The organism is Roseisolibacter sp. H3M3-2 (genome assembly GCF_029211165.1).
Classification (GTDB): Bacteria; Gemmatimonadota; Gemmatimonadetes; order Gemmatimonadales; family Gemmatimonadaceae; genus Roseisolibacter.
Window position 1 is genome coordinate 1 of record NZ_JARGEK010000086.1, and the last position, 15,372, is coordinate 15,372.

General features: G+C 77.6%; 13 protein-coding genes and 2 pseudogenes. 11 read left to right on the forward strand and 4 right to left on the reverse strand.

The window, feature by feature from the left end; all coding sequences use genetic code 11:
* A pseudogene (locus PYV61_RS09475) lies at positions 1-387 on the reverse strand (hypothetical protein); the annotation flags it as partial.
* Positions 388-573: 186 nt separating this feature from the next.
* Between PYV61_RS09475 and PYV61_RS09480 the strand changes: the two are divergent.
* The 6 genes from PYV61_RS09480 to PYV61_RS09505 all read left to right on the forward strand — a co-directional run bounded on the left by PYV61_RS09480 (position 574) and on the right by PYV61_RS09505 (position 9,160).
* The gene (locus PYV61_RS09480; RefSeq protein WP_275830724.1) at positions 574-2,343 is read left to right on the forward strand and encodes a HAMP domain-containing sensor histidine kinase; all 1,770 of its coding nucleotides are present in this window, start codon (positions 574-576) and stop codon (positions 2,341-2,343) included.
* Complete coding sequence (locus tag PYV61_RS09485; protein ID WP_275830727.1) at positions 2,340-3,074, forward strand: response regulator transcription factor; 735 nt, start codon at positions 2,340-2,342, stop codon at positions 3,072-3,074. Before PYV61_RS09480 ends, PYV61_RS09485 begins: the two co-directional genes overlap by 4 nt.
* Positions 3,075-3,117: 43 nt before the next feature.
* Positions 3,118-3,426: a metalloregulator ArsR/SmtB family transcription factor gene (locus PYV61_RS09490; protein WP_275830729.1), complete on the forward strand. Its 309-nt coding sequence runs from the start codon at positions 3,118-3,120 to the stop codon at positions 3,424-3,426.
* A 115-nt stretch (positions 3,427-3,541) separates the two neighbouring features.
* Positions 3,542-4,675: an efflux RND transporter periplasmic adaptor subunit gene (locus PYV61_RS09495; protein WP_275830731.1), complete on the forward strand. Its 1,134-nt coding sequence runs from the start codon at positions 3,542-3,544 to the stop codon at positions 4,673-4,675.
* A 13-nt stretch (positions 4,676-4,688) separates the two neighbouring features.
* Positions 4,689-7,763 carry an efflux RND transporter permease subunit gene (locus tag PYV61_RS09500; protein ID WP_275830733.1) on the forward strand — a complete coding sequence of 1,025 codons (3,075 nt, stop codon included), beginning with the start codon at positions 4,689-4,691 and terminating at the stop codon, positions 7,761-7,763.
* A gap of 11 nt (positions 7,764-7,774) precedes the next feature.
* A complete protein-coding gene (locus PYV61_RS09505) occupies positions 7,775-9,160 on the forward strand; it encodes a TolC family protein (protein WP_275830735.1) in 1,386 nt (461 codons plus the stop codon).
* Positions 9,161-9,167: 7 nt separating this feature from the next.
* On the opposite strand, the gene PYV61_RS09510 is transcribed toward PYV61_RS09505, so the two are convergent.
* The 3 genes from PYV61_RS09510 to PYV61_RS09520 are packed head-to-tail and all read right to left on the reverse strand — an operon-like array spanning position 9,168 to position 11,835.
* Positions 9,168-10,043, reverse strand: a complete 876-nt coding sequence (locus PYV61_RS09510) for an alpha/beta hydrolase (RefSeq protein WP_275830737.1) — start codon at positions 10,041-10,043, stop codon at positions 9,168-9,170.
* Positions 10,040-10,900: an alpha/beta fold hydrolase gene (locus PYV61_RS09515; protein ID WP_275830739.1), complete on the reverse strand. Its 861-nt coding sequence runs from the start codon at positions 10,898-10,900 to the stop codon at positions 10,040-10,042. Before PYV61_RS09515 ends, PYV61_RS09510 begins: the two co-directional genes overlap by 4 nt.
* The gene (locus PYV61_RS09520; RefSeq protein ID WP_275830741.1) at positions 10,897-11,835 is read right to left on the reverse strand and encodes a hypothetical protein; all 939 of its coding nucleotides are present in this window, start codon (positions 11,833-11,835) and stop codon (positions 10,897-10,899) included. Before PYV61_RS09520 ends, PYV61_RS09515 begins: the two co-directional genes overlap by 4 nt.
* Before the next feature lie 155 nt (positions 11,836-11,990).
* Here PYV61_RS09520 and PYV61_RS09525 point away from each other — a divergent pair, with 155 nt between their 5' ends.
* The 5 genes and pseudogenes from PYV61_RS09525 to PYV61_RS09545 form a co-directional block, all read left to right on the forward strand.
* Positions 11,991-13,154, forward strand: a complete 1,164-nt coding sequence (locus PYV61_RS09525) for an SMP-30/gluconolactonase/LRE family protein (protein WP_275830743.1) — start codon at positions 11,991-11,993, stop codon at positions 13,152-13,154.
* Complete coding sequence (locus PYV61_RS09530; protein WP_275830745.1) at positions 13,151-14,008, forward strand: alpha/beta fold hydrolase; 858 nt, start codon at positions 13,151-13,153, stop codon at positions 14,006-14,008. The genes PYV61_RS09525 and PYV61_RS09530 overlap by 4 nt, the downstream gene beginning before the upstream one ends.
* A 13-nt stretch (positions 14,009-14,021) precedes the next feature.
* On the forward strand, positions 14,022-14,471 hold the full coding sequence (locus PYV61_RS09535; RefSeq protein WP_275830747.1) for a hypothetical protein: 450 nt from the start codon (positions 14,022-14,024) through the stop codon (positions 14,469-14,471).
* A gap of 121 nt (positions 14,472-14,592) precedes the next feature.
* Complete coding sequence (locus tag PYV61_RS09540; RefSeq protein ID WP_275830749.1) at positions 14,593-14,772, forward strand: hypothetical protein; 180 nt, start codon at positions 14,593-14,595, stop codon at positions 14,770-14,772.
* A gap of 127 nt (positions 14,773-14,899) precedes the next feature.
* Positions 14,900-15,372, forward strand: a pseudogene (locus PYV61_RS09545) (hypothetical protein); the annotation flags it as partial.

Sequence of the window (15,372 nt, forward strand, 5' to 3'; positions counted from 1 at the left end):
CTGTCTGCGGATCGCCTGCGGGAGGTCGTGGACCCGCGCCCACTTGCGGATGAACGCGACGGAGACGCCCCCGCCCGCGCGCTCGGCCGCCTCCTTGTACGATCCGACCCCGCGGACGAGCGCCGCGCAGGCCGCGGCGTGGTCGCCGCCGCGTGCGTGGGCGCGCGCCAGGTGCCAGAGGTTGGCCGGCGCGGCGTCCGGCCCGCCGATCAGCCGCTGCGCGGCCGCGAGGTAGACCGCCGGCGTCCACGCGCGGTCGACCGCCCGGTCGGGGGCGAACAGGCGGCCGTAGTCGATCGTGTCGGCGGGGGCCTGCGCGCGCGCGGCGCCGGCGGGGACCGTGGCCGCGAGGGCGGCGGCCAGGGCGAGGCGGGGGAGTCGGGGCATGCCGCATGATGGCGCCGCGCGCCGGCCCGGGGCGGTCAGCGTGTGGTGAACGCTGCGCGGCGCGGGACGAACGCCCGGGCCGCGGGGGCGGGCGGCGCGCGCGGGGATGTGAGAGTCTGGTGAGACGGCCCGCCCCGCCCTCGCCGCCGCGCCCGGGCGGGCGATCATCCCGCGATGACGCCGGCCATGACGAGACGGAAGATGCGCGACGGGCGGCGGGCCGCCCCGTGGGCGCGGGTGCGCGCGTGGGCCGCCCGGCCCCGGCTCTCGGTGGGGGCGATCCTGTCGCTCACCATGCTGCTCGTGCTCGGGCTGGCGGCGGAGGGGTGGCGCGCCACCGTCGCGCAGCGCGCGCTGGCGGTGCGCGCCCTCCACGACGAGACGACCCTCGTGGCGTCGCGGCTCAGCGGTTCGCTGGTGGCCGTGCTGTACGAGCGGCTCTCGGGGCTCTTCGGGAACGCGCGCGGGGCGCTCGACGGCGGCGGGCCGCTGGACGCGGCGGGGATGGCGCGGACGCTGGCCGACGCCGCCGCGGCGCTCGACGCGTGCGCGTGCCTGGGCGACGACCCGGCGATCCTGTACGTGGCCGGGGCGCCGGGGGAGCGGCCGGCGGTGGTCGTGCGCCGCCCGTCGGCGGCGCGCCCGTCGGACGCCGAGCTGCCGGCGCTGCTGGCGCGCGCCGCCGCGCGCCCGGCCGACCCGGTGTCGCCGTTCGAGTCGATGAGCGAGCGGCTGGCGCCGGGGGGGCGGCAGCACGTGCTGATGTACCGGCGCGTGGTGCGCGACGGGCGCACGCACGTGGTCGGGCTGTACAGCGACGCGCCGACCTTCTTCGGCACCGGCGGCGCGCGCCTGATGGAGAAGGTGCGCACGTACCCGGGGGCGCGGCACCCGGCCGGCGGCGCGCTGGAGCGGCTGGTCGAGGTGCGGCTGGCGACCGCCGACGGCACGGTCGTCTACGAGACCGGGGACGCCGGCGCCGGCGCGGTGGTGGGGACGGCGATGACCAGCGCGGTGTTCCAGCAGCTGCGCGTGCACGCGCTGCTCCCGGGCGCGGCGGCGGCGCGCGTGGTGGCGCAGCGGCTGCCGGCGGCGCGCGGGCGGCTGCTGGTGGCCGCGGCCGCGGCGGCGGCGGTGCTGATGGGCGTCGCGCTGCTGCAGTACCGGCGCGAGCGCGAGCTGGCGCGGCTGCGCACCGACTTCACCGCCAGCGTGTCGCACGAGCTGCGCACGCCGCTGGCGCAGATCCTCCTGTTCGGCGAGACGCTGAGCCTCAACCGCGTGCGGTCGGAGGAGGAGCGCCGCGACGCCGCCGAGGTGATCGTGCAGGAGTCGCAGCGGCTGATGCACATGGTGGAGAACGTGCTCCACTTCGCGCGCTCGGAGCGGCGGATGCTGTGCGTGTCGCCCGAGCCGCTCCCGGTCGGCCCGGCGACGCGCGACGTCGTCGACGCCTTCCGCCCCCTGCTCGGCGACGCGCGGCTGCAGTGCCGGCTCGACGTGGACGACGGCGTGCGCGTGCTGGTGGACCGCAACGCGTACCGGCAGGTGCTGCTCAACCTCCTCGACAACGCGCGCAAGTACGGCCCGCCGGGGCAGTGCCTGACCGTCGCCGTGGCGTACGCCGACCCCGCGCGCGACCGCGTCGTGGTGGCGGTGGAGGACGAGGGGCCGGGGGTGCCGGCGGCCGACCGCGCGCGCATCTGGGCGCCGTTCGTGCGCCGCGCCGAGGCGCTGCGCGGGGGCGTGCCGGGGAGCGGGATCGGGCTCGCGGTGGTGCGCGAGCTGGTGGCGCTGCACGGCGGCGACGTCGCGGTCGGCGACGCGCCGGGGGGCGGCGCCCGCTTCGCCGTGACGCTCGCCGTGCACGACTGGGGCGCCGCGCCGGCGCGCCCGCCCGCGCGTCCGCTGCGCGTCGTGACCTCCACCCCGTCGCTGCAGGAGCGAGCCGGATGACCGCCGCCGCCCGTCCCGTCGAACGTCCCGTCGCGCGCGAGACGCGCATCCTGCTGGTCGAGGACAACGCCAACCTCGCGCGCGGGCTGCGCCGCAACCTCGAGATCGAGGGGTACGCGGTGTCGGTGGCCGCCGACGGCGCGCAGGGGCTGGTGGCGGCGCGGCGCGAGCGCCCCGACCTCGTGCTGCTCGACCTGATGCTGCCGGGGATCGACGGCTACGGCGTGCTGGCGGGGCTGCGCGACGAGGGGATCGACGCGCCGGTGCTGCTGCTCACCGCGCGGCAGGAGGAGCAGGACAAGGTGCGCGGCTTCCGGCTCGGCGCCGACGACTACGTCACCAAGCCGTTCGGGCTGCAGGAGCTGCTGGCGCGCATCGGCGCGCTGCTGCGGCGGAGCGAGCGGGCGCGCGCGCCGGAGCCGGCGCAGCCCGACTACGTGCGCTTCGGCGACGTCGAGGTGTACCCGAAGCGGCACCTCGTGCTGCTGCGCGGGCGGGCGGTGGAGCTGCGGCCGAAGGCGCTCGAGCTGCTGTTCGCGCTGGTGGGGCGGCCGGGCGAGACGATCTCGCGCCACGCGCTGCTGCGCGAGGTGTGGGGGTACCGCGGGGACGTGCTGAGCCGGACGGTGGACACGCACATGGCGGAGCTGCGCCGGAAGCTGGAGGACGACCCGTCGCGCCCGGCGCACCTGATCGGGGTGCGGAAGGTCGGGTACCAGCTGCGTCCGTGATCGACCCTTGACGGCCGCGGGATAGTTCGATAATCATCGAACCATGGACGTCGAGCAGCAGACGACACTCGCCCCCGGCCAGTTCGAGCGGATCGCCAAGGCGCTGGCCGACCCGCGGCGCTTCGCGATGCTGTCGAGCATCGGGCAGGCGTGCGACGAGTGCGCCAACCAGGCGCTGTGCCGCGACTTCCCGGTGTCGAAGGCGACCATCTCGCACCACCTGAAGGAGCTGGCGACCGCCGGGCTGGTGGAGCAGGTGCGGGAGGGGCAGTACGTGAACTACCGGCTGCGCGCGGACGTGGTGGAGGCGTACGCCGCCGAGCTCGTGCGGCGGGTGGCGCGTCCGGGGTAGGCGGCTCCTCTTCTCGCTCCAACAGTTCGACGGTTGTAAGACCGTGCAACATAGCAGCATACAGTTCGACGGTTGTCCAACTGTTTACTCACTCCCGCCGCATCGAGGCCCCGCCGTGTCCTCCGCTCCCGATCGCCCCGCCGCCCGCCGCCGCCTCGTCGGCTCCGTCGCCCTCCTCGGCACCGTCGTCGGCACCGGCGGGGTGCTGGCCGCCTGGAAGAACGCCGCCGCCGGCGAGGCCGCCGCCGGCGCCCCCCCGGAGCCCGTCGAGACCGTCGTCGCCGCCACCGCCGCCCCCCGCGAGCACCGCGCGACCACGAGCGCGATCGGCACCGTGCTCGCCACCCGCTCCGTCACCCTCCGCAACGAGCTGCCGGGGACCGTGCGCGCCGTCGCGCTCCGCCCCGGCCAGATCGTCGAGCCGGGGACGGTGCTCGTGGCCCTCGACGTCTCGGTCGAGCGCGCGGAGCTCGAGGCGCAGCGCGCGCAGGCCCGCCTCGCCCAGACGCTGCTCGCGCGCACCGAGCGCATGGCCGCCGAGCGCGCCGCCTCGACGACGGAGCTCGACCAGGCGCGCGCCGAGCAGCAGGTGGCGCTGGCGCAGATCGCCCGCATCGAGGCGCTGATCGCGCGCAAGACGATCCGCGCCCCCTTCCGCGCCCGCGTCGGGATCGCCGACGTGCACGTCGGGCAGTTCCTCGACGCCGGCACCGTGCTCACGACGCTGCAGGGGATCGACGGGGCGGCGCACGTCGACTTCTCGGTCAACCAGGCCGTGGCCGCCGCGCTGCGCCCGGGGCAGGCGCTCCGGGTGCTCGCCGCGCCGGGCACCGTCCCCGTGGTCGCGCGGGTGGTCGCCGTCGACGCGCGAGTGGACCCCGAGACGCGCACCGCCGCCGTGCGCGCCCGCGTCGCCGACGCCGACCGCGCGCCCGCGCCCGGCGCCTCGGTGCGCGTCGAGACCCCGGTGGGCGAGACCCGCGACGCCGTCGCCGTGCCGGCCAGCGCGCTGCGCAAGGGGCCGGCCGGGGAGCACGTCTTCGTGATCGCCCCCGACAGCGCCGGGGTGCCGCGCGCGCGGCTGCGCGCCGTGCGCGCCGGCCCGCTGGTGGGCGACGAGGTGGTGATCGTCGACGGGCTGCGCCCGGGGGAGCGGGTGGCCGCCGCGGGGTCGTTCAAGCTGCACGACGCGGCGCGCGTCGTGACCCGCGCGGCGACGCGCGCGGCCACGAACGTCACCACGCGCTGAGCCGGGGGGCGACGTGAAGTCCTTCACGGACGTCTTCATCAAGCACCCGGTCCTCGCGGTCGTCGTCAACCTCGTGATCGTGCTCATGGGGTGGCGCGCGATCTCGACGCTGCCGGTGCAGCAGTACCCCAAGATCGAGAGCACGGCGGTGCAGATCCGCACCGTCTACTACGGCGCCAGCGCGGAGACGGTCCGCGGCTTCCTCACCACGCCGATCGAGCGCGCCGTCTCGGCGATCGCGGGGGTCGACCACATCGAGTCGACCAGCCGCGCCGGGGTGAGCGACGTCAAGATCCACCTCAAGCTGAACCACAACAGCACCGCCGCGCTGGCCGAGGTGACGGCGCGGCTGCAGCAGGTGCGCTCGGAGCTGCCCGGCGAGGCCGAGCCGCCGACGGTCGAGGTGCAGCGCGCCGACCGCCCGTACGGCACGTTCTACCTCAGCTTCTCGTCGTCGCAGCGCGACGTGCCCGCGATCACCGACTGGCTCACGCGCACCCTGCAGCCGCAGCTCTCGACGCTCCCCGGTGTGCAGCGCGTGACGTTCGAGGGGGCGCGCCCGATCGCGATGCGCGTCTGGATCGACCCCGACCGGCTGGCGGCGGTGAACCTCGCCCCCGGCGACGTGCAGGCGGCGCTGCGGCGCAACAACTACCTCGCCGCGGTGGGGCAGACCAAGGGGAACCTGGTCCAGGTGAACCTGCTGGCCAACACCGACCTGCGCACGGTGCAGGAGTTCGAGGAGCTCGTGGTGGCGCAGCGCGGCGGCGCGGCGGTCCGGCTGAGCGACGTCGCGCGCGTGGAGCTGGGCGCCGAGGAGCCGGACATGGTGGCCAAGTTCAACAGCCGCGACGCCGTGTACCTGGGCGTCTGGCCGGTGATCGGCGTCAACGAGATCGAGGTCGCGCACCGGCTGCGCGAGGCGATGGACCGGATCCAGCCCACGCTGCCGGCGGACATCGACATGCAGCTCGCCTACGACGCGACCGTGTTCATGGAGGACGCGCTCGAGGAGATCTCGAAGACGCTGGTCGAGACGGTGCTCATCGTCGGCTTCATCGTCTTCCTGTTCATGGGGTCGATCCGCACCGCGCTGGTGCCGCTGGTGGCGATGCCGGTGTCGCTCGTCGGCGCGGCGGCGGTGATGTACCTGTTCGGCTTCAGCCTCAACCTGCTGACGATCCTCGCCGTGGTGCTGGCCGTCGGGCTGGTGGTGGACGACGCGATCGTGGTGGTGGAGAACGTCGAGCGGCACGTGCGGCTCGGGAAGTCGCGCACGGAGGCGGCGCTGGTCGGCGCGCGCGAGCTGGTGGGGCCGATCCTCGCCATGACGATCACGCTGGCCGCCGTCTACACGCCGATCGGCTTCCAGGGCGGGCTCACCGGGTCGCTGTTCCTGGAGTTCGCGATCACCCTCGCGGCGGCGGTGGTGCTGTCGGGGATCGTGGCGGTGACGCTGTCGCCGGTGATGAGCGCGCGCTTCGTGCACGAGCACGGGCACGAGGGGCGCCTCACCCGCGTCGTGAACCGCCTGTTCGACCGCGTGCGCGACGCGTACGCGCGGCTGCTCGACGGCGCGCTGGCGATCCGCTGGGCGGTGGTGGCCGCGGCGGCGGCGGTGGCGCTGGCGGCGTGGCCGATGTACGAGCTGTCGCGGAAGGAGCTGGCCCCGATCGAGGACCAGAGCCACATCAGCCTCTTCATGGAGGCGCCGCCCGACGCCTCGCTGGCGGCCGCCGACGCCGCGTCGCACGACGTGGTGCGCGCGATCAACGGCTTCCCCGAGACGCGCTTCATGTGGTCGCTGACCGCGCAGTGGGGCGCCTTCGGCGGGCTGGTGGCGAAGGACTGGAAGACGCGCGACCGCTCGACCGAGGAGATGTACGGCGCGGTGTACGGCGCCGTGTCGCAGGTGCCGGGGCTGCGCGTCTTCCCGCGCCTCGACCCGCCGCTCCCGACCTCGGGGCAGTACGACGTGGAGCTGGTGCTGATGAGCGACGTCCCGCCCGAGCAGCTGGTCGAGACGGTGCGGCAGGTGGTCGACCGGGGGCAGCAGAGCGGGAAGTTCCTCTACGTCGACACCGACCTGAAGCTCGACCTCCCCGAGGCGCGCGTGGTGCTCGACCGCGAGCGCGTGGCCGACCTCGGCCTCGACCTCGCGACCGTGGGGCAGGAGCTGGGGACGCTGCTCGGCGGCGGCTACGTGAACCGCTTCAACTACTTCGAGCGCAGCTACCGCGTCATCCCGCAGCTCGGCGAGGCGCAGCGCGCCAGCATCGACCCGCTGCTCGACCTCAAGATCAAGACGCCCGACGGGCGGCTGGTCCCGGTCTCGGCGTTCACGCGGATCGAGACCTCGACCGCGCCGCGCACGCTGACCCGCTTCCAGCAGCGCAACGCGGTGCGCGTGTTCGGCGGCGTCGCCCCGGGCGTCACCAAGGAGGAGGGGCTACGCGTGCTCGAGACGGCGGCCGCGGCGCACGGCGCCACGCTGGCGGTCGACCACGCCGGCGAGTCGCGCCAGATCCGCCACGAGGGGGCGGCGCTCACCGCCACGCTCGGCTTCGCGCTGGTGCTGATCTACCTGGTGCTCGCGGCGCAGTTCCAGAGCTTCCGCGACCCGCTGATCGTGCTCCTCGGCTCGGTGCCGCTGGCGATCTCGGGGGCGCTCGCCTTCAGCTTCCTCGACCTGACGACGGTCAACATCTACTCGCAGGTGGGGCTGATCACGCTCGTCGGGCTGGTGGCGAAGAACGGCATCCTGATCGTGGAGTTCGCGAACGCGCTGCAGGAAGAGGGGCGCTCCAAGTGGGAGGCGCTGCGCGAGGCGTCGGCGACGCGCCTGCGCCCGGTGCTCATGACGTCGGCCGCCACGGTGTTCGGCCACCTGCCGCTGGTGTTCGTCTCGGGCCCCGGCTCGGCGGCCCGCAACAGCATCGGGACGGTGCTGGTGGCGGGGATGGTGGTCGGGACCGTCTTCACCCTGTTCGTGGTGCCCGTGTTCTACTCGCTCATCGCGGCCGACCGGCACCCCGTGCCGGCCCCATCGCCCGTCGCGCTCGCCCCGGTGGAGGCGGCGCTCACGTGAGGATCCGACCCATGCCCCCGTTCCGACTGCTCGCGGCCGCCGCGGCCCTCGCGCTCGCCCTGCCCGCGCGGGCGCAGCAGCCCGCGCCGCAGCCGGCGCCGCTCCCCGGCACCGAGTCGCCGCTGGCCTTCTGGGAGTCGCTGGGCGACCCGGCGCTGGCCGGGCTGCTGCACGACGCGCTGCGCGACAGCCGCGACGCGCAGGGCGCGGTGGCGCGCGTGCGTGGGGCGCGGGCGGCCCGCACGCACAACCTGCTCGACCTCGCGCCCGCGGTGACGGCGAGCGCGGGCTACACGCGGCAGCGCCTGGCCAGCGCGTCGTTCCCGGTCGCCGTCGGCCGGCTGCCGGAGCAGGCGATGTGGGACGCCGGGCTGCGCGCGACGTGGGAGGTGGACGTGTTCGGCCAGCTGCGGCGCGGCGCGCAGGCGCAGGGCGCGCTCGCCGACGCGGCGCACGCCGACCTGCGGTCGTCGCAGGTACTGCTCGCCTCGGAGCTGGCGGGGGCGTACTTCGAGCTGCGCGGCGCGCAGGAGCGGCTCGCCGTCGCGCGCCGCAACGCCGACAACCAGCGCCAGTCGCTCGCCATGACCGAGACGCGGCTGGAAGGGGGGCGCGGCACGGCGCTCGACACCGAGCGCGCGCGGGCGCAGCTCTCGGCGACGCTGGCCGAGATCCCGGCGCTGGAGGCGGTGGTCGAGGGGACGCGCCACCGCATGGCCGCGCTCAGCGGCCGCGGCGAGCTGTCCGTCCCCGACGCGCCCGAGGGCGCCGCCGCGCTGCTGGTCTTCCCCGAGACCGCCGCGCCGCCGGCCGACGCCGCGCTCGACGCGCTGGTGCGCCGCCGCCCCGACGTGCAGGGCGACGAGCGGCGCCTCGCCGCGAGCCGCGCGCTGGTGGGCGCGGCGCGCGCCGCCGCGCTCGAGGGGATCGCCGTCGGCGCGGCCAGCGGCTACACGGGGCGCGGCGTCGGCACGTTCGGCGACCCCGGGACGCCGCGCTACGTCGTCGGCCCGGTGGTCAGCTGGCCGGCGCTCGACATGGGGCGCGTGCGCGCGGGCGTCGATGCCGCGCGGGCGGTCGAGGAGGAGGCGCGCGCCCGGTACGAGGGGGCGGTGCTGCGCGGCACGGGCGAGGTGCGCGCCGCGCACGTCGCCTACGCGAAGTCGCGCGAGCGGCTGGCGCTGCTCGACTCGGCGGCCGCGGCCAGCGAGCGCGCGGCGCGGCTGGCGCGCCTGCGCTTCGCCGAGGGGGCGTCGGACTTCCTCCCGGTGCTCGACGCCGAGCGCACGCTGCTGGAAGCCCAGGACCGCCGCGCGCTGGGGCGGAGCGAGGCCTCGGCGCGGCTGGTCGCGGTCTACCGCACGCTCGGCGGCGCGTGGCGCGGGGCGGCGCGCTGACCGGCGCCTAGTCCGCCAGGTGCCGCCGGAGGAACGCGACGGCGGCGCGCAGGATCGTCCGCGACGGCTCGTCGTGCGCGCGCACGTCGAAGCCGTGCGGACCCTCCGGGTGCTCGTGCAGCTCCAGCGGCACGCCGAGGACCCGGGCCTCGCGCACGAATCGGTCGACGCTCGCGTTCAGCCCGGGGATCGCGTCGCGCCCGCCGCGGGCCACGAACAGGGGCGGGACCGCGCGCCCGGGGGCGGCCAGCGCGCCGCGCGGCGAGTGCGCGGCCAGCGCGTCGGCGGCGTCGGCGCCGAGCGCGGGGCGGAAGGGCGACGCCGCGCGCAGGTGCTCCAGGTCGAGGTACGGGTAGAAGTACGCCACGCAGCGCAGCCACGCCGGCCGCTCGCGCAGCAGCGCCCCCGACGCCGGCCCGCCCGCGGAGAAGACCACCACGCACAGCCGCTCGGGGTCGACGCCGAGCGACGCGGCGTCGCGCCGCACGTGGGCGAGCGCGGCGCGCACGTCGTCGGAGGCCTCGGCGACGTTGTCGGCGACCGTGCCGCGGTGGTCGAACGCGACGCCGACCATCCCCGACGCGGCGAGCAGGCGCGCCCACGACGCGAAGGCGCCCCAGGTGCGCGGCGGCGGCGCGGCGCCGGGGACGACGCCCCCGTGCACGAGGAGCACCGCGGGGCGCGGCGACGCCGCGTCGCGCGGGCGGTACACGTCCATCGCCAGCGCGCCGCGGTAGCGCACGTCGCGCGTCACGGCCACCGAGTCCATGCCGGGGACGCGGAGCGCGATCCCGGCGGCGGCCGGGTCGGGCTGCGCGCGGGCGGGCGCCGGCGCGACGGCGAGCGCCGCCAGCGCCGCGACCGGAGCGACGCGACGCGTCACAGCCCGTGGCGCGCGAGGAAGCGGCGCACGATCGCGTTGAACGCCGCCGGCTGCTCGACGTTCGGGTGGTGCTGCGCGCCGACCAGCGAGTCGCGCTCGGCGCCCGGGAGGCGCTCGGCCAGCGCGTCGGCGAAGGCGTCCAGCCGCGCGGCGTCGCGCGTCCCGACGAGGACCAGCGTCGGCACGCGCAGCTCGCCGAGGCGCGGGCCGGCGGGGGGCTCGGGCCACCGCGTCCAGCGCGGGTCCACGGCCGACCAGGCGCGGAGGTTGGCGGCGAACATCGCGGCCAGCGCGGGGCGCGGCGCCGGGTCCGCCGCGCCCACCCCCGCGCTGTCGAGCAGCAGGCGGACGGCGCGCGCCGAGTCGGCGCGGGCGACGGCGGGGAGGTCGGGGCCCGGCGCGGGTGGCACCGTCACCCCGCGCACCGGCGCGCCGACGAGCACCAGCCCGGACACGCGGTCGGGGTGCGCGAGCGCGTACTCGGTCGCCACCGCGCCGCCGAGCGAGAGGCCGACGAGGGTGGCGCGCGCGACCCCGAGGGTGTCGAGCACCGCGTGCAGGTCGTCGACGTGCGACCACCCCTCGACCGCCGGCGACGAGCGGCCGGCGCCGCGCAGGTCGTAGCGCACGACGCGGTGGTCGCGCGCGAGGTCGCCCACCTGCGCGTCCCACATGCGCGCGTCCACCAGCCCGCCGTGCACGAGCACGACGGCCGGGCCGCTCCCGCGCGACTCCGCGCGCAGCGTCATCGCCGCGCGCACCGCGACGTCGCGCGCGACGACGGACGGTTGCGGCGCGGGACGCGCGCACGCGAGGGCGAGCGCCGCGGCGGCGGCGAGCACGCGGCGCGCGGTCACGGCGCCGGCGGCGGGAGGACGTCGATGCCGACGATGTACACGTCGTCGGCGACCTGGCGGTCGCCCTCGTAGCGGATGCGGCTGAACAGCAGCCAGCGCCCGTCCGGCGACACGGTCGGGCAGAACTCGACGTCGGCGGTGTTGACGCGCGGGCCGAGGTTCTGCGGCGCGCCCCACGCGCCGTCGGGGCGGCGGTAGGAGATCCACAGGTCGCCGCGCCCCAGTCCCCCCGGTCGGCCGGCCATGAAGATGATGTAGCGCTCGTCGGGGTCGACGTACGGGTTGGACGCGCCGCCGGCCGAGTCGTTCACCGCGCGCGGGAGCGGCTCGGCGGGGCCGTAGCGGCCGCCCGCGAGGCGCGCGCGCCAGACGTTGCGCCGCGCCGGGAGCCCGGGGCGCACCGAGTCGAAGTAGAGCGTCCCGTCGCGCGTGACCGACGGGTACATGTCGGACTGCGGCGAGTGCGGCGCGTCGCCGACGTGCGTCGGCTCCCCCCACGTACCGTCGTCGCGCCGCTCGCTCGTCCACGTGTCGAAGTCGGCGACGGTGTCGGCCGGCGCGGTGGGGCTCGGCTTCTCCCAGCTGAAGTAGAGGCGGCGCCCGTCGCGCGTGATGAACGGGTCGGCCGAGGTCCAGCCGCGCGCGAAGGGCGCGGGGCCGGCGCCGGTCCAGCGCGTCCCGTCGTGGCGCGCCGTCCACAGCTCGACCACGCCGCTCGCGCGGTCGCGGTACGTGAAGACGACCGAGCGGCCGTCTGGGGTGAACGCCGCGGAGAACGCGCGCCCCGCGGGAATCGCGTCGGGGGCGAAGCGCACGGCCGCGGCGCCCGGGGGCGGGCCGCCGTACGGCGAGGGGTCGGCGGCGCCCGGACGCGCGGACGCGCAGGCGGCCAGCACGCCCGCCGCGAGCAGCAGCGAGGGGATGGGATGGCGCATGTCCCCAATCAGCGGCCGCCGGCGCGGCGCGACGAGGGCGGCGACGTGAGCGTCGTGTGAACGCGGGGCGCGCCGGGTGACGGGCCGGCGCCGCGCGCGGTCCCTTCCAGTCGTCCCCGCCCGCGCCCCGCGCTCACCCCGAACGTCCGCAGCCCGTGCGATACCCGAGGTCCTGGAGCGCCGCCCGCATCGCCGGCTCGCGGCCGGCCGCGCCCGACCGGCCGCTGCCGCGCGAGGCGTGGGCGGCGTTCTGCGCCGCCGCGCTGGCGGCGCTCGTGCACGCGTCGGTCGTCGGCACGCTGCCGCGCGCGCTGATCGTCGCGGCGGCGGCGCTGGTCTGCCTCGACCTCGCGCTGCACCGGCCGGCGCGCCTCGGCCGCGCGGCGACGCGCGGCGAGGTCGCGCTCCCGCTCTCGGCGTCGCTGGCGTGGCTGTTCTTCCCGCGCGCCGCGCTGTCGCAGCGGCCCGCCGCGCCGGCGCCGGCGAGGTCGCACGACGCCGGCGGCGTGGTCACCACCGTGCCGACCGGCGAGCGGCTCGCGGGGCCGGATGGCGCCGTGCTGCACCCGTCGGGCGACCTGCTCGTCGCCAGCTGGGCGGGCGGGAAGGGGACGCGCGTGATGCGCGTGCCGCGCGGCGGCGGCGCGGCGACGGTGTTCCTCGACGGCCTCGTCGCGCCCGACGCGGTGCTCTACGGCCCCGACGGCGCGCTCTACGTCTCGAACTTCGGCGACGGCACCGTCGTGCGCGTCGACTCGGCGGGCGGGCGGCGCACCGTCGCGTCGGGGCTCGGCCACCCGAGCGGGCTCGCGTTCGACGCGGCGGGCGACCTCTACGTCGCCGACTTCGGGAACTTCGACGGCACGGTCGTGCACCGCGTCGCGCGCGACGGCACGGCGCGCGTGTTCGCGCGCGGCTTCTCGGCGCCGATCGGGCTCGTGTTCGACCCGGCGGGGACCCTGTACGTCGCCAGCTTCGGCTCGGGGGAGGTGCACGCGGTGGCGCCCGACGGCGCGGCGCGCGTGCACGCGCGCGTCCCCAACGCGCCGCGCGCGATGCTGCAGTACCTGGCGCGCGACGGGGCGGGGAACCTCTACGTGCCGAGCTACGGCCACCAGCGCGTGTACCGCATCGACCCCGCGGGCGGGCTGCACGTGGTCGCGGGGACGGGGGCGCGCGGCGCGCGCGACGGCGCGGGTGCCGAGGCGACGTTCGAGGGGCCGAACAGCATCGTGCGCGAGGCCGACGGCACGCTGTGGATCACGGAGTACGACGGCGGGCGGGTGCGGAGGATCGTCCCCGCGCCGCGCGCCCGGTGAGGCGGCGCGCCCTCGTGGCCGCGGCGGCGCCGCTGCTCGCCGCGCGCGCGGGGGCGACCGCGACGCGCGCGGTGCCGCTCGACGGGGCGCGCGAGACGCTGGTCGTCGGGGGGCGCACGCGCGCCTACCGCTGGAACGCGCCCACGGTGGCGCCGCCCGCCGCCGGGCGCCCGGTGGTGCTGGCCTTCCACGGGCTCGGGGGGAGCGCCGAGCAGATGCGCGAGGCCACGGGGCTCGACGCGGCCGCCCTGCGCGACGGCTTCGTGGTCGTCTACCCCGAGGCGGTGCGCGAGGCGCGCGGCGGGTGGGCGATGGGGTGCGCGGGGTGCACGCCCGCCGACACGCTCGGCGTCGACGACGTGGCGTACGTCGACGCGGTGCTCGACGACGTCGCGCGGCGCACGCCGGTGGACCGCGCGCGCGTCCACGCGCTCGGCTTCTCGATGGGCGGCTGGTTCGTGCACGCCTACGCCTGCCGCCGCGCCGACCGGCTGGCCGCCGCGGCCCCGCTCGGCGCGGTGATGCCGCGCCCGGTGGCCGCCGCCTGCGCGCCCGCGCGGCCGCTGTCGCTGCTCGTGGCCTTCGGCTCCGCGGACGCGTCGCAGCCGTGGGACGGGCACGCGGGGGAGTTCGGACTGCTCGGCGTCGACGGCTCGGCGGCGTTCTGGGCGCGCGCCGCGTCGTGCGGCGCGCCGGCCGCCGACGCGTCGGGGGACGTGCTGACGTGGGGCGGGTGCGCCGGCGGCGCGCGCGTGGCGCGCCGCCGCGTGGTCGACCTGCCGCACGTGTGGCCGCGCACCGGCTGGGACGCGAGCGCCGAGATGCTGCGGTTCTTCGACCTGGGCACGCGATGACGGGAGCGCACCGATGACCGCGAGGACTCGCATGCTGGCGCTGCGCACGCTGACGGTCGTGGCGGCCGCGGGATGCTCGGACGGGGGCGACGCGCCGACGCTCGGCGGCGGTCCGGCGGCGCTGGTCACCTTCGCGTTCCGGGCGCACCCGCAGGACACGCTGGTCGTGGAGGTGCGCGACACGGCGTCGGCGCGACGCGCGCGCGAGTACGTGGCGACCGGGCGCGGGCCGCACATCCCGTCGGGGTGGATCGTGCGCGGCGCGGGCGCCGACCCGCGCTACCCGTTCCACTTCACGCCGGGGAGCGTGCGGCTCGCCGAGGCGACGATCGAGCTGTGCGACGGCGCGCCGATGCGCACGGCGGCCGCGGTCGACCAGTACATGCGCGGGGCGACCGGGCAGCAGGCGCCGGACAGCGCGCGCTGGTGCCCGTGGTCGGCCTACCCGGTCGCGGTCCGCTGACGGCGCCGCGGGCGGTGGGGCGGGGCGTGAATCCGGGCAAGCGGGCGACGCGACGGGCCCGCCGGCGTGACGCGGCGCGGGGGGCGGGCGTCGTCCGCCACACCCCGTCCCCGGAGGTCCCGTGATCGAGCAACCGGTCGGCATCCCCGCCACGCGCCGCCCGCACCGGCGCCCCACCGCGTCCGTCGCCGTGCACCCCGACGCGGTGCGCGCGCGGCACGCGCAGGTCGTCGCGCTCGTGGCGCTGGTGCTGGTGACGGTCTCCGCGACGGTGCTGGTCCTCGCGGCGCGCGGACGCTAGCGGCGCCCGCCGCGGGGCTCCGCCCGCGTGAGCGCTCGGTGAACGCGGGCGCCCGTCACTGTTCGCGCGCGCGTCGTCCGCGCACCGTCGTGGCTCGCCTCCCCCGCCCCGACCAGCCGACGCCGACGTGACCCCGCTCCCGCGCCCCGCCTCCCCCGCGCCCGTTCCCCGCGAGCCGTCGCTGCAGGCGCGCGTGGCGGCGCGCCGGCGGTGCGGGGGGGTGCAGGTGCTGTACGTGGTCCCCGACGCGATGGGCTCGCGCGACCTCGCGCTGTACTGCGCCGAGCGCGGCGTCGACCTGACGTGGGCGCCGGACATCGCGCAGGCGCTCGGCGTCGAGACGTCGCGGGCCCCCGACCTGGTGCACGTGGCGGCCGACGCGTGCACGCCCGCCCACGTCGAGCAGCTGCGCGCGCTGCGCGCCGCCCACCCCGCGGCGCGGCTCGTGGTCGAGACGTGGCGGACGACGATCCCGTCGCAGGTGCGGCTGCTCGACCTCGGCGCCGACGCGGTGGTCCCGGCACCCTGCCCGGTCGCGCTGCTGCTCGCGCTGGCGGGCAGCGCGGGGCGCCGCGTCGCGCCGGCGCCGGCGGCGCGCAG